This is a genomic window from Gordonia sp. QH-12 (genome assembly GCF_001578675.1).
GTDB classification, from domain to species: Bacteria; Actinomycetota; Actinomycetes; order Mycobacteriales; family Mycobacteriaceae; genus Gordonia; species Gordonia sihwensis.
This window is the reverse complement of the sequence record NZ_KQ969288.1, coordinates 13761-26580: the sequence shown is the minus strand read 5'-3', so window position 1 is coordinate 26580 and position 12820 is coordinate 13761. Positions and strand designations below refer to the sequence as shown.

The 12820-nt window shown below is 70.2% G+C and carries 12 protein-coding genes; 5 read left to right on the top strand and 7 right to left on the bottom strand.

What is annotated here, in order from left to right; translation table 11 throughout:
- The first annotated feature begins 15 nt into the window (after nt 1–15).
- A complete protein-coding gene (locus Y710_RS07825) occupies nt 16–1938 on the top strand; it encodes an ABC transporter ATP-binding protein (protein ID WP_062367060.1) in 1923 nt (640 codons plus the stop codon).
- Here the strand turns inward: Y710_RS07825 and Y710_RS07820 are convergent.
- Genes Y710_RS07820 through Y710_RS07810 form a run of 3 tightly spaced genes read right to left on the bottom strand, consistent with a single transcriptional unit; the run spans nt 1935 to nt 4955 of the window.
- The gene (locus tag Y710_RS07820; RefSeq protein WP_062367057.1) at nt 1935–2582 is read right to left on the bottom strand and encodes a hypothetical protein; all 648 of its coding nucleotides are present in this window, start codon (nt 2580–2582) and stop codon (nt 1935–1937) included. The two genes, Y710_RS07825 and Y710_RS07820, sit on opposite strands and share 4 nt — an antisense overlap.
- Nucleotides 2579–4138 (bottom strand): phospho-sugar mutase, encoded by a 1560-nt coding sequence (locus tag Y710_RS07815; RefSeq protein WP_062367055.1) that lies wholly within the window; start codon nt 4136–4138, stop codon nt 2579–2581. Before Y710_RS07815 ends, Y710_RS07820 begins: the two co-directional genes overlap by 4 nt.
- A gap of 4 nt (nt 4139–4142) precedes the next feature.
- Nucleotides 4143–4955: a purine-nucleoside phosphorylase gene (locus Y710_RS07810; protein WP_062367053.1), complete on the bottom strand. Its 813-nt coding sequence runs from the start codon at nt 4953–4955 to the stop codon at nt 4143–4145.
- Between the two features lie 65 nt (nt 4956–5020).
- Between Y710_RS07810 and Y710_RS07805 the strand changes: the two genes are divergently transcribed.
- A complete protein-coding gene (locus tag Y710_RS07805; RefSeq protein ID WP_006896523.1) occupies nt 5021–5716 on the top strand; it encodes an enoyl-CoA hydratase/isomerase family protein in 696 nt (231 codons plus the stop codon).
- The gene (locus Y710_RS07800; RefSeq protein WP_062367052.1) at nt 5713–6891 is read left to right on the top strand and encodes an amidohydrolase; all 1179 of its coding nucleotides are present in this window, start codon (nt 5713–5715) and stop codon (nt 6889–6891) included. The genes Y710_RS07805 and Y710_RS07800 overlap by 4 nt, the downstream gene beginning before the upstream one ends.
- Before the next feature lie 73 nt (nt 6892–6964).
- Here the strand turns inward: Y710_RS07800 and Y710_RS07795 are convergent, their stop codons facing one another.
- A complete protein-coding gene (locus Y710_RS07795) occupies nt 6965–7456 on the bottom strand; it encodes a gamma-glutamylcyclotransferase family protein (RefSeq protein ID WP_006896521.1) in 492 nt (163 codons plus the stop codon).
- A gap of 121 nt (nt 7457–7577) precedes the next feature.
- Here Y710_RS07795 and Y710_RS07790 point away from each other — a divergent pair, with 121 nt between their 5' ends.
- Complete coding sequence (locus tag Y710_RS07790) at nt 7578–8981, top strand: NAD(P)H-quinone dehydrogenase (protein ID WP_006896520.1); 1404 nt, start codon at nt 7578–7580, stop codon at nt 8979–8981.
- Nucleotides 8978–10396 (top strand): MFS transporter, encoded by a 1419-nt coding sequence (locus tag Y710_RS07785; protein WP_006896519.1) that lies wholly within the window; start codon nt 8978–8980, stop codon nt 10394–10396. Before Y710_RS07790 ends, Y710_RS07785 begins: the two co-directional genes overlap by 4 nt.
- On the opposite strand, the gene Y710_RS07780 is transcribed toward Y710_RS07785, so the two are convergent.
- Genes Y710_RS07780 through glpK form a run of 3 tightly spaced genes read right to left on the bottom strand, consistent with a single transcriptional unit; the run spans nt 10365 to nt 12790 of the window.
- Nucleotides 10365–10850: an SRPBCC family protein gene (locus tag Y710_RS07780; protein WP_006896518.1), complete on the bottom strand. Its 486-nt coding sequence runs from the start codon at nt 10848–10850 to the stop codon at nt 10365–10367. The genes Y710_RS07785 and Y710_RS07780 overlap by 32 nt on opposite strands.
- Before the next feature lie 9 nt (nt 10851–10859).
- Nucleotides 10860–11243, bottom strand: a complete 384-nt coding sequence (locus Y710_RS07775; RefSeq protein ID WP_006896517.1) for an ArsR/SmtB family transcription factor — start codon at nt 11241–11243, stop codon at nt 10860–10862.
- 38 nt (nt 11244–11281) lie between these two features.
- On the bottom strand, nt 11282–12790 hold the full coding sequence (gene glpK, locus Y710_RS07770; protein ID WP_082781277.1) for a glycerol kinase GlpK: 1509 nt from the start codon (nt 12788–12790) through the stop codon (nt 11282–11284).
- Between the last annotated feature and the right edge of the window lie 30 nt (nt 12791–12820).

The following is a 12820-nucleotide window of genomic DNA, read 5'->3' as shown; positions in this document are numbered from 1 at the left end:
ACGGGGCGATCTGCGATGAGCATGGAATCGGTCGCATGGGACGTCATGTACAAGTCGATGCACGCCGCCGACGCGAAATCGGCCCGGGCGGACCGGCGGGCGACACTGCGCCGGATCAGCGGTTTCGCGCGCCCGCACCGGCGGCGCATCATCACCTTCCTCCTGCTGTCGGTGGTGACCGCGGTACTCACCGTCGTCACGCCGCTCCTGGCCGGCCGGGTGGTCAACCTCATCGGATCCGGAGGCTCGGCCGCCGGCCGGGAGATCGTGATGCTGGCGCTGTTGATCGCGGCGATCGCCGTCGCCGAGGCTGCGGCCTCGATCGGCACGCGGTGGCTGTCGTCGAACATCGGTGAGGGGCTGATCCTGGACCTGCGCCGAGCCGTGTTCGACCACGTCCAGCAGATGCCGGTCGCGTTCTTCACCCGAACCCGGACGGGTGCGCTCGTGAGCCGGCTCAACAACGACGTGATCGGCGCGCAGCGCGCCTTCAGTGACACCCTCTCGGGGGTGGTGTCGAATGTGGTGACCCTGCTGCTGACCCTGGGCGTGATGGTCGCGATCAGCTGGCAGATCACCGTGCTCGCCCTCATCCTGCTCCCGGTGTTCGTGGTGCCGGCGCGACGCATGGGCAGCCGGATGGCGGGGCTCGCGCGGGAGAGCGCGGATCACAACGCGCGGATGTCGACGCAGATGACCGAGCGCTTCTCCGCTCCGGGCGCCACGCTCGTGAAGCTCTTCGGGCGCCCGGAGATCGAATCGAAGGAGTTCGGCGACCGCGCCGACGCCGTTCGAGACATCGGAGTCCGCCAGGCGATGCTGCAGAGTTACTTCTACACCGCGCTGATGCTCGTCTCGGCACTCGCTCTGGCTCTGGTCTACGGTCTCGGCGGTTGGCTGGCGGTGCATCAGCATCTGTCCGCCGGAGCGGTGGTCTCACTGGCTCTGCTGCTCACCCGCATGTATGCGCCGCTGACCGCGCTGGCCAATGCGCGCGTGGAGGTGATGAGCGCGCTCGTCAGTTTCGAGCGGGTCTTCGAGGTGCTCGATCTGCGGCCGCTGATCGTGGACCGCCCCGGGGCCGAGACCGTACCCGACGCCGCGGACGGCGTCACGGTCCGATTCGAGAACGTCTCATTCGGGTACCCGTCCGCGGACAAGGTGTCCCTGGCCTCGCTGGAGGAGGTGGCGCAACTGGACTCCCGCACCGGCGGCACGGTCCTGCACGAGGTCGACTTCGAGGTCCCCGCCGGCTCGATGGTCGCTCTCGTCGGGAGTTCGGGCGCGGGCAAGTCGACGGTCGCGTCGCTGGCCACCCGGCTCTACGACGTCGATGAGGGCGGCATCTCGCTCAACGGTGTGGACCTCCGCGACCTGCGGTCGGATGCGATCCACCGCACCGTCGGCCTGGTCACGCAGGACGGGCACCTCTTCCACGACACCGTCGGCGCCAATCTGCGGCTGGCCCGGCCGGACGCCTCCGACGACGAACTCTGGGAGGCGTTGGCGCGGGCGCGTCTGGACGATCTGGTCCGCTCGCTGCCCAACGGTTTGGACACGGTGGTCGGCGAACGCGGCTACCGCCTCTCGGGCGGCGAACGCCAGCGGCTGACCATCGCGCGGCTGCTGCTCGCCCGACCGTCGGTGGTGATCCTCGACGAGGCCACCGCGCACCTGGACTCGACGTCGGAGGCCGCCGTCTCGGCGGCCCTCGCGGAGGCGCTGACGGGGCGGACGTCGCTGGTCATCGCCCACCGGCTCTCCACGGTCCGGGCGGCCGACGAGATCATCGTGCTCGAATCAGGCCGGGTGGTCGAGCGCGGCGACCACCGATTGCTGCTGGAACGCGGCGGCCGCTACGCCGAGCTCTACCGGACGCAGTTCGCGACCGGTCCGGGTCCGAACACCACGACCGCGAGCGGAGGAGCGGGCCGCTAATCCACCCAGCTGGAGACCATCGGCTCCACGGTGAGGGTCGAGCCGTTCTCCCGGATCGTCAGCGAGCTGGGGGAGACCACGTAGTCGACGCTGCCGTTGGTCGCGACGAAGGTGTCGCCGCTGCGGGTCGGATACCCCACCTCGACCGTGTCACCGTCGGCCTCGCCTTTGTAGTAGTAGCGGCCGGTCTGTGTGCCCACCTGGCAGATGACGACGCGAGAGCGCTCGGTGTATCCGACGAACACCGCGTCGTCCTCCGAGGCGTTGCAGCGCGGCCCGGACAGGAAGCCCTGGCGGTCGGCGCCGGGGACGGTGACCGGACCGGAGCCCGGCGCGGTGGTCGGGATCGTCGGCGCGGTGGTGGTGGGCTGCGCGGTGACGGTGGGCGGCGTCGGAGTGCCGGTTGCGGTGTGAGTGACGGTCGTGGGTGGACTCGACGACGTGACCGGGGCCGCGGTGTCCGACTTCTTCCCCTGCGAGTACAGGACGGCGGCGGCGATCCCGCCGATCAGCAGCACCACGCCGGCGATGATCGCGACCAGCACCGCCGGCGACGACCAGGGCGACTGGTTGCGGGGTGGCTGAGGACCGGTCGGGGGCCCGCCCTGCGAATACCCCGGATCCGGATACTGCGGATAGCTCATCGTCGGATCTCCTCCCCGCGACGACCGGCCGGAAGCTCGGCCAGGACGTCGTCCAACAGCTGCGACAGCTCGTGGTGCACGGTGCTGACGCTACCGTCCGCGACCGGCGCGCTCAGCTGTCCGTAGTACTTGAGTTTCGGTTCGGTTCCGCTCGGACGGGCGAAGACGCGCAGAGCGACGCCGTCCGGCCGCCGACCGGTCAGCTCCACACCGTCGGTTCGCAGGCCGTCGGTGCGTTCGGCGTAGTCGGCGGCCGTCACCGGGATGCCGGCGAGCGCCGCCGGCGGCGCGGTGCGCAGACCGGCCATGATCGCAGCGATCTCGGACGGATCGTCGAGCCGGAGCGACCGCGGTGCCGTCACGTGCACGCCGTTCTCAGCGTGCAGCGCGCCGAGTGCCGCGGCCAGCCCGCCGCGCCCGATCCAGGACGACGCGAGGAAGGCGGCGGCCACCGCCGCGCTGATTCCGTCCTTATCGCGGACGGCAGCCGGATCGACGCAGTGCCCGAGTGCCTCCTCGTAGGCGTAGACGAGCGGTTCGCCCGCCCGAACGAGCCATTTGAACCCGGTGAGGGTGCGGCGGGCGTCGGCGCCGCGACGCAGCGCCGCGGCGTGCAGCAGCGTGCCGGAGACGATCGAGCTGGCGACCACCGGGCGGTCGCCGTGCGGCACCGCCGACTCGGCGACGGCGTCGAGGACCCAGGTGCCCAGCAGCGCCCCCGTCTCGTCGCCGGTGAGCATGCGCCAGCGGTCGCCGTCGCGGATGCCTACCGCGCAGCGATCGGCGTCCGGGTCGAGCGCGACCGCGAGATCGGCGTCCACGTCGTCGGCCAGTGCCAGCAGCAGGTCGGTGGCGCCGGGTTCCTCGGGGTTCGGGAAAGCGACCGTGGGGAAGTCCGGATCGGGAGCGAACTGCTCGCCGACCACGTGCACGTCGGAGAATCCGCAGCGGGCGAGCGCCTCCACCGCGAGGTCGCCGCCGACGCCGTGCAACGGTGTCAACGCGATCCGCAGGGGCCGCGCAATCGCCCCCTCGAAGCGTGCGCAGATCCGCGCCAGGTAGTCGGCGCGCGCGGCGCGGGCTCGTCGGTCCGGAGCCACCGGTCTCCGGGGAATCGTCTCCGCCGGTCCGGTCGCGGCGATCGCGGCCTCGATCTCCCGATCGGCGGGGCCCACCAACTGGGCGCCCGGGCACGGCGGATCGCCCAGGTACACCTTGTAGCCGTTGTCACGCGGCGGATTGTGTGAGGCGGTGATCATCACGCCGGCGGCGGCGCCGTGCACGCGGGTCGCGAAGGCCGTCACCGGCGTCGGCGCCGGGCCGGGCAGCGCGATCACGTCGAATCCCCTCGCGGCCAGGACCTCGCGCGTCGCCGCGGCGAACTCCTCCGAGCCGTGGCGGGCGTCGCGGCCCACGACGACGGGCGCTCCGGCGTGTCCGCGCGCGATCAGCCAGTCGGCCAGGCCCGCCGTCGCGCGGGTCACCGTGGCGACGTTCATCCCGTCGGGCCCGGGCGCCACGGGGCCCCGCAGACCGGCGGTTCCGAAGGTCAGCATCGGCTCACCGTTCGGCGAGCGCGCCGATGACCGCGCCGAGCAGCCGGCCCATCCGCTCGGCCGACTCGCGGCCCACGGCCAGGACCTCCGCGTGGTCGAGCGGCTCCCCGGTGATTCCCGCCGCGAGATTGGTGACCAGCGACAGTCCGAGGACGTCGAGGCCGGCCGCCCGGGCCGCGATCGTCTCGTGCACGGTGGACATCCCCACCAGGTCGGCCCCCATCACGCCGAGCATGCGGATCTCGGCGGGCGTCTCGTACTGGGGACCGGGCAGTCCCGCGTATACGCCTTCGGCCAGTTCGGGGTCGACGCGGCGGGCCGCCGCACGCAGCGCCGGGCTGTAGGCGTCGACCATGTTCACGAAGTGCGCGCCCTCCAACGGGGACCGGCCGGTGAGGTTGATCTGGTCGGCGATGAGCACGGGTCGGCCCACCTCGAGTCCGGGACGGATGCCGCCCGCCGCGTTCGTCAGGACGACGGTGTGCGCGCCGGCGGCGGCCGCGGTCCGTACCGGGTGCACCACGCGCGCCAGGGCATGGCCCTCGTAGGCGTGGATCCGGCCGAGCAGGACGAGCACGCGGGTTTCGCCGAGCTGAATCGACTCGACGGTGCCCGCGTGTCCCCGCGCGGACGGGGTCCCGAAGCCGGGGATGTCAGCCATCGGCAGTCGCGCGACCGGCGTGCCGAGCGCCGCCGCGGCCGGTGCCCACCCGGATCCCAGGACGACGGCCACGTCGTGGCGGGGACAGTCGGTAGCGGTGGCGATGACGGCGGCCGCGGCGGCTGCCGCGGCGTCATGATCGACGGTTGGATCCATGAGGCAACCGTAGTGTCTCACCCGTGCCTGCTCCTGCCGAGGTGTGCGGCGATAAGGTTTCTGCCATGCCGTACTTGACTCTCACCGAAGACGCCGCCGAGTTGTACCTGGGTACCGAGGGCATGGAACTGGACGAGGCGAATCCGGAGAACCGCTTCGGCCGTGAGTGGATGGCCCGGGTGTCGGAGCTGACCGATGAGGCCGTCGCAGCGAAGAAGCCGCTCATCATCAGCGCCACCGGCAAGTTCTTCACCAACGGCCTCGACACCGATTACATCTTCTCCGGTGCGGAGCCGCTGCCGGCATATCTCGATGCCGTCCACGCCCTGTACGCGAAGGTGGTGACGGCCGCGACGCCGACGATCGCGGCGATCAACGGCCACGCGTTCGGCGCCGGAGCGATGCTCGCCCTCTGCGCCGACTACCGCATCATGCGCTCCGACCGCGGGTTCTGGTCGCTGCCGGAGGCGGCGCTGAACATGCCCTTCCCGCGCGGGATGGCGGGTCTGCTGCGCACGCGTGTTCCCGATGCGACCCTCACCGAGGCGATGCTGACCTCCCGCCGCTACGGTGCCGCCGACGCCGTCGCCGGCGGGATCGTCGACGAGGCGGTCGAGGCCGACCGCCTGCTCGACCGCGCCCGCGAGGTCGCCCGCGAGCGCGCGTCCTTCGCCGGCGACAACCTCGGTGCCGTCAAGCGCGCGCTGCGACTGCCGCTGTTGGAGGACCTCACCGCCCCGACCCCCGAGACACTGCTGTGAGTTCTCCCGTGATCGACGCCTGGCTCGCATCGAATCTCGGCCGCGTGGTGGCGTGGCGCCGGGAGATCCACGCCGAACCCGAGCTGTCGATGGCCGAGTTCGCGACCACGGCGAAGGTTGTGCAGATCCTGAGCGATGCGGGCCTGTCCCCGAAGATCCTGCCGAAGGGCACCGGGGTGGTCTGCGATCTGGGGCCGGCCGACAAGCCGCGCATCGGGCTGCGCGCCGACCTGGACGGGCTGCCGATCCCGGAGCAGACCGGACTTCCGTTCACCTCGCGGGTGGAGGGTGTCTCGCATTCCTGCGGGCACGACGCGCACGCGGCCATTCTGCTCGGCACCGGGCTGCTGCTGTCCGAGTTCGCCGAGACCGGCGGCGAACTGCCGTTCGGGGTCCGGCTCCTGTTCCAGGCGGCCGAGGAGGTGATGCCCGGCGGTGCGCTCGACGCGATCGATGCGGGAGTCACCGACGGACTCACCAGGATCTTCGCGCTGCACTGCGATCCGCACCTGGCGGCCGGAACGGTCGGTCTGCGCGCGGGTGCGCTGACCTCCGCGGCCGATCGTGTGGAAGTGCATCTGCGCGGGCCCGGCGGGCACACCTCGCGTCCGCATCTGACCGCCGACCTCGTGTACGCGATAGGCACCGTCATCACCGGGCTCCCCGGACTGCTGTCGCGCCGGGTGGACCCGCGCTCGGGCACCGTGATGGCATGGGGTGCCGCGCATTCCGGTGACGCCCCCAACGCGATCCCGCAGGAGGGGCGCTTGCGCGGAACGGTCCGGACCGGCGACCGCGACGTGTGGCAGGACCTCGAGCCGCTGGTGCGGAGCATCATCGGCGAACTGGTGTCGCCGCTGGGAGTCACCTACGACTTGACCTATGTGCGCGGTGTTCCGCCGGTGGTCAACGACCCGCACAGTGTCGCGATGCTGCGCCGCAGCGTGGAGGCCATCGGTCCGGCGGCAGCGGTCGACACGCCGCAGTCGCCCGGCGGCGAGGACTTCGCGTGGTACCTGGAGTCGGTGCCCGGCGCCATGGCCAGGCTCGGAGTGTGGACCGGCGTCGGCCAGCAGTGCGATCTGCACCAGCCGAACTTCGACATCGATGAGCGCGCGCTCGGCGTGGGCGTCGCGACGCTCGCGGGAGTCGTGCTCTCCGGAGAGCTGGACTGAGCGGCCGAAGTATTTTGGCTCCCGCAACGGCCTCTCAGACCGCTCCGGGAGCCAAAATTCTTCCCGACCGCGGTCAGCCTTCGTTGTCCATCGGCTCCGCGGGCCCGGGACCCACGTTGCGCGCCTCGTGCAGGCGCAGCCGCTCGACGTAGTCCGCGGGCGCGCCGGCGATCTCGGCCGCATCGGCCATCACGCCGAGATACCGCGCGGACGGCAGACCGCCCTCGTAGCCGTCGATGACGTACAGCCACGCCAGTACCGGTCCGTCGGCGGTGTCGACTCGCGCGCGGATCTTGCGGTGCACGCCGAGTTCGGTGCCCTCCCAGCGGTCGAGGTTCTTCTCGTCCTCTGCGGTGACGTCGTAGAGCACCACGAATACGCGCGCGTCGGGATTGTCGCGGTCCTCGGTCACGGTGGCGAGCGAACCCTCCCAACCGATGTCGTCGCCCGCGAAGGTCAGCCGCCAGCCGTTGAGCCATCCGGTCGAGGCCATCGGCGAGTGCGGAGCCCGCTCCAGCATCTGGGCAGGGTCCATGTTCGACGCGTAGGCGGCATAGATCGGCACGTCGCCAGCCTATTCGGTCGGTGGCCGATGAGGGAACACCGGCCGGTCCGGGCGGCGCGCGCAGCAGCCAGGGGATAAGTTTGTTCACGGAGTCCAGAGTCGTGTCTAAGGAGTGTGCACAGTGGCGAAGATCGTGATCATCGGTGGTGGGCCGGCCGGCTACGAGGCGGCCCTGACCGGTGCGGCCTACGGCGCGGAGATCACGGTCATCGATTCGGACGGGATCGGCGGCGCGTGCGTGCTGTGGGACTGCGTTCCGTCGAAGACGTTCATCGCGTCCACCGGAATCCGCACCGAGGTGCGCCGTGCCGTGGACCTCGGCATCAACATCGCCACCGACCAGGCGATGGTGACCCTGCCGCAGATCCACCAGCGGGTGAAGGATCTGGCCTTCGCGCAGTCGGCCGACATCCGTTCGCGTCTCATCAGCGAGGGCGTGACGATCGTCAATGGAACCGCACGGCTCGGTCGGACGGGAACCGGAATCGGAGCGCACGAAGTGGTGGCGACGCTCGCCGACGGCACCACCGAGACCTACGAGAGCGACGTGGTGCTCATCGCCACCGGGGCGTCGCCGCGGATCCTGCCGACGGCGCAGCCGGACGGGGAGCGGATTCTCAACTGGCGCCAGCTCTACGACCTGGCCGAGCTGCCCGAGCATCTGGTGATCGTCGGATCGGGTGTCACCGGCGCCGAGTTCGCTCACGCGTACACCGAGCTGGGCGTGAAGGTGACGCTGGTGTCGAGCCGGGACCGCGTGCTTCCGCACGAGGACGAGGATGCCGCGCGCGTCCTGGAGGAGGCCTTCTCCGAGCGCGGAGTGACCCTCATCAAGTACGCGCGCGCCGACCGGGTGACGCGCGATGAGGACTCCGCCACCGTGCACCTCGCGGACGGCAAGGAGGTGACGGGCACCCACGTGCTGATGACGGTCGGTTCGGTCCCCAACACCGGTTCGCTGAACCTGGAGGAGGCGGGCGTGGTGACCGATCGGGGCGGGTACATCACCGTCGACCGGGTCTCCCGCACATCGGCGCCCGGCGTGTACGCCGCCGGCGACTGCACGGGGGTGCTGCCGCTCGCCTCGGTGGCCGCCATGCAGGGACGCATCGCCATGTACCACGCGCTCGGCGAGGGCGTGAGCCCGATCCGGCTCAAGACGGTGGCGTCGGCCATCTTCACCCGGCCCGAGATCGCCAACGTCGGTGTCTCGCAGAAGGCCATCGACGCGGGGGAGTACCCGGCGCGCACCGTGATGCTGCCGCTGTCGACCAATCCGCGCGCCAAGATGAGCGGTCTGCGCCGCGGCTTCGTCAAGATCTTCTGCCGCCCGGCGACCGGCGTGGTGATCGGCGGCGTGGTGGTCGCGCCCAACGCTTCGGAGCTGATTCTGCCGATCGCGATCGCCGTGGAGAACAAGTTGCAGGTCTCGGAGATCGCACAGACGTTCTCGGTGTACCCGTCCCTGTCGGGATCGATCACCGAGGCCGCCCGCCAGCTCGTCCGGCACGACGATCTGGATTGAGCACCTGGCGGGAACTGCTGGGGCGCGACAACCGCGCGCCGATGGTGGTGATGGCGGGCGGCGTGGCGCTGTTCGCGATCAACGTCTACCTGACCACCTCGCTGCTGCCCAGTGCGGTCGCCGACATCGGCGGTCAGGACCTGTACGCCTGGACGATGACCGTCTTCCTGGTGGTCTCGGTGATCTCGTCGATGTTGGTGAGCCGCTGGCTGGCCGGGCTCGGGGCCAGGCGGTCGTACGTGTGGGCCTTCGCGCTGTTCGCTGCGGGCACGGTGGTCGCCGGCGCGTCGCCGACCATGACCGTGATGCTGGTGGGCCGGGCCCTGCAGGGATTCGGGGCCGGTCTCCTCGGCGGCCTGGGCTTCGCGGTGGTGCGGTTGGTGCTGGCTCCTCATCTGTGGCAGCGGTCCATCGCCCTGATGTCGGCGATGTGGGGAGTCGGCAACTTCGTCGGACCCGTGGTCGGCGGATTCTTCGCCCAGATCCACTTCTGGCGTGGGGCATTCGGCCTGCTCACCCTCCTGGCGCTGGCGCTGATCGCGATGACGCTTCGGGCGCTTCCCGTACGGCGCACATCCGGTGAACCGGCCGCCGCGGTTCCGTGGATGTCGCTGGCGTTGCTGACGACGGCGGTCGGAGCGATCAGCGTGGCCTCGCTGGTGCACGGGATCGCGACGTGGACGCTGCTGGCCTTCGCCGTGCTGGCGGGCCTGGGCTTCGTGGGCTGGGAGCGGCGGGCGAGTTCCCGAGTGCTGCCGGAGACGACCTATCGGGGCCGGTCGCCGCTGCGATGGATCTACCTGGCGATCCTGGTTCTCGCCGCGGTGTCGACGGTGGAGACCTTCCTGCCGCTGTTCGGGCAGCGGATCGGCGGGCTCGGGCCGCTCGCCGCCGGTTTCCTCGGAGCGGCACTGTCCTGGGGATGGACGGTCGCCTCGATCTCTGCGAGCGGAATCGAGAGCGAGCGCGGGCGGCGAGCGGTCCGGATCTGCGGTCCGCTCCTGCTGGGGTCGGGGCTGATCCTGTACGGCCTGCTGCAGATGCGCGACCCCTCGCCCGGCGTGATCGTGGCGTGGTACGCGGTGCTGTTCGTCGGCGGCTGCGGCATCGGCATGGCGATGGCGCACTGGTTCACCGCGGGTCTGCGGGTCACCGATGACGAAGCGGAGGCCGCCCAGGCGTCGGCGGGACTGAACACCAGCCAGCTGATCGCGAACGCCTGCGGCTCGGCGCTGGCGGGTCTGCTGGTGGCTCTGGGCGGCCCCGACATCGTGGGATCGGCCAGGGTCCTCAGCTTCGGTTTCGCCGCGTTGGCCTTCTGCGGCATCGCGGTCGCGCTGCGGGAGTTCGCCGTCGACCGCCGCATGCGCGAGCCCGATTCGCCTACGCGGCGAGGAGGTCGTCGATCTGGTTGATCGCCGCCGAGGCTCCCTCGATGATGCCCATCTCCAAGACCTTCTGGAGGTTCTCGGCGCTCTCGTAGGTGGAGGTGAAGACAGCGCGCGTGCCGCTGTCTGTGGCCTCGAAGACGTAGCGGTTCTGCGACACCGGCATGCCGTCGAGCGGCTTGAGTTCGGCATCGGCGAAACCGTCCTCGAAGGTGAACGACGACATCGGGTCGATTGTCTCGAAGCGCCACCAGCCCCCGAACTTCTCACCTTCGGGACTGGTCATGTAGTAGGTGGCGCGTCCGCCGCGAGTGAAGTCGTGCTCGACGAAGGTCGCCGGGTACTCGGGCGGTCCCCACACCTTCTCGAGTCGGCGTGGGTTCTCGTACACCTCCCAGACGCGCTCCACAGGCGCGGCGAATTCGGCGGTGATGGTCAGGGTGAGAGCGTCCGTGTCGGTCTGGACGTCGATGACAGGCATGGCTGGTCCTCAGGGTCGATGGTCTCGTGGGATGTCAGAGGGATCGGTGGTGTCGGTCGTCGGGGCCGGGGATGCGGCGAGCAAGTCGTCGACGCGGGCGATGCGGCCCCGCCAGATCTGTTCGATGTCGGAGAGCATCGCCGACACCGAGCGCACAGCGTTCACGTCGCCGGACGCCATCTGCTGGCGGCCCGCACGGCGTTTCACCAGCAGACCGGCCCGTTCGAGGACGGCGACGTGCTTCTGTACCGCGGCGAAGCTCATGTCGTACTTCTCCGCCAACGCGGTGACCGAGTGCTCGCCGGCCAGCACCCGCCGGAGGATGTCCCGCCGTGTGCGGTCGGAGAGGGCGTGGAACAGCGCGTCAGCGCGGTCCTCGTCGTCCTCGGTCACCTCTCAAACATACAACTAATCGGTTGTATGTCAATGGCTCATGCCAGATCGAAACTGTGCGTCACCGCGCGGTTCCAGCCCTCGAAAAGCCGTGTGCGGTCGGACTCCGACATCCGCGGTTCCCACCGCCCGCCGCGCGCCCAGTTGTCGCGGATCTCATCGGTGCTCGACCAATAGCCGACGGCGAGGCCGGCCGCGTATGCGGCGCCCAGCGCGGTGGTCTCGTTCACCACCGGCCGCACCACGGGGACATCCAGGATGTCCGACTGGAACTGCATCAACAGCTCGTTGACGACCATGCCGCCGTCCACCTTCAGCGTCTGCAGGTGCACGCCCGAGTCGGCCTGCATCGCCTCGATCACCTCGCGCGTCTGGTACGCGGAGGCCTCCAGGACGGCGCGTGCGATGTGCGTGCGGTCGGCGAACCGCGTGAGCCCGACGATCACGCCGCGCGCATCCGGTCGCCAGCGGGGCGCGAACAGCCCGGAGAACGCCGGGACGAAGTAGACGCCCCCGTTGTCGTCGGCTCGGCGGGCCAACTCCTCCACCTGGGCGGCCGTGTCGATGATCCCGAGGTTGTCGCGCAGCCATTGGACCAGGGAGCCGGTGACCGCGATCGATCCCTCCAGCGCATAGCGTGCCGGCTCATCGCCCAGTCGATAGCAGACGGTGCTCAGCAGGCCGTGTTTGCTGAGCACTGCCTCGGTGCCGGTGTTGAGCAGCAGGAAGTTGCCGGTGCCGTAGGTGTTCTTCGCCTCGCCGGGTTCCAGGCAGGCCTGGCCGAACATCGCGGCCTGCTGGTCGCCCAGGATGCCGCCCAGCGGCACATCTGGGAGGGAGCCCGAGGTCCGCAGGCTCCCGATCACACCGGAGCTCGACCGGATCTCGGGAAGCATCGACATCGGGATGCGCAGGTCCGCGCAGATCTCCGGATCCCATTGCAGCGTATGCAGATCCATCAGCATGGTGCGGGACGCATTCGTCACGTCGGTGACGTGCAGCCCGCCGTCGACGCCGCCGGTCATGTTCCACGCCAGCCAGCTGTCCATCGTTCCGAACAGCAGGTCGCCGGCCTCGGCGCGATCGCGGGCGCCCTCGACGTTGTCAAGGATCCACGCGACCTTCGGCCCGGCGAAGTACGTCGACAGCGGCAGCCCGGTCCGCTCGCGATAGCGGTCGACGCCGTGCTCGCCCGCGAGTTCCTCGCACAGCGCATCGGTGCGGGTGTCCTGCCAGACGATCGCGTTGTGGATCGGAGTGCCGGTGTGCCGATCCCAGACGACGGTGGTCTCCCGCTGATTGGTGATCCCGCATGCCGCGATGTTCCCCGGATGCAGCTGCGCCGCCGCCAGCGCGGCGGCGGCCACGCGACGGGTGTTGCGCCAGATCTCCATCGGGTCGTGCTCCACCCAGCCGGCGCGGGGAAAGATCTGTCTGTGCTCCACCTGCTCGCTCATCATCACAGACCCCTTGCGGTCGAAGATCATCGCCCGGGTGGACGTGGTTCCCTGATCGATTGCGGCGACGTACTGAGCATCCGATTTCACGCCGTCAAGTCTGGCATGACGGCCGGTTAC